General features: G+C 42.6%; 1 protein-coding gene. It reads left to right on the top strand.

Annotated features, from left to right (window positions below):
- On the top strand, nt 1-196 hold a 196-nt coding region (locus KIM67_RS18510), incomplete at its 5' end, for a hypothetical protein (RefSeq protein WP_213833034.1).
- Nucleotides 197-542: the final 346 nt, after the last annotated feature.

The raw sequence follows: 542 nt of genomic DNA, 5'->3' as shown, positions 1-542 counted from the left end.
TTCCGGGATGTCCGCCCCTAACTTTTCAGATACACTTATAGGGTGGGCCGATCAAGTGGTACAACCAAATGTGGTTTTGGGTGCAACGGGAGTAGATCTGTGCATAGGTGACGGGGGCATCGCTTATAATACCCTTATAAATGACATGGGGCCCAATTGGGACATAGATTATAAAGACAGTGTTTTCTGTCCGTAATTAAACTTAACTTTTAATACAATGGGCCACTGAGGAACTTTACGTTTTTTGGTGGCCTTTTGGTTTGGGGGACAAGTTCGGAGTTCTGAGTTCGGAGTTCAAAAGTCAGATATCGGAAGTCAGCGGTCAATGGTCAATGGTCAAAACCAAGAACTTTGAAACCAGAAACCTTTTACCCTTCACCCTTAAACCTATCACCCAAAACCCGCATCCGTCAGAAGTCAGTGGTACGAGGTACGAAGTCAAATTCAAGAACTTAAAGCTTAGAACTTGAAACTTTGAAACTTTGAAACCTTAAACCTTTTACCCTTTACCCAAAACCTTTTACCCTTCACCCAAAACCTTT

The organism is Flagellimonas sp. 389 (assembly GCF_018449435.1).
In the GTDB taxonomy this organism is placed as follows: Bacteria; Bacteroidota; Bacteroidia; order Flavobacteriales; family Flavobacteriaceae; genus Flagellimonas.
The sequence above is the reverse complement of the archived record's forward strand: the minus strand, read 5'-3'. Positions and strand labels throughout refer to the sequence as shown.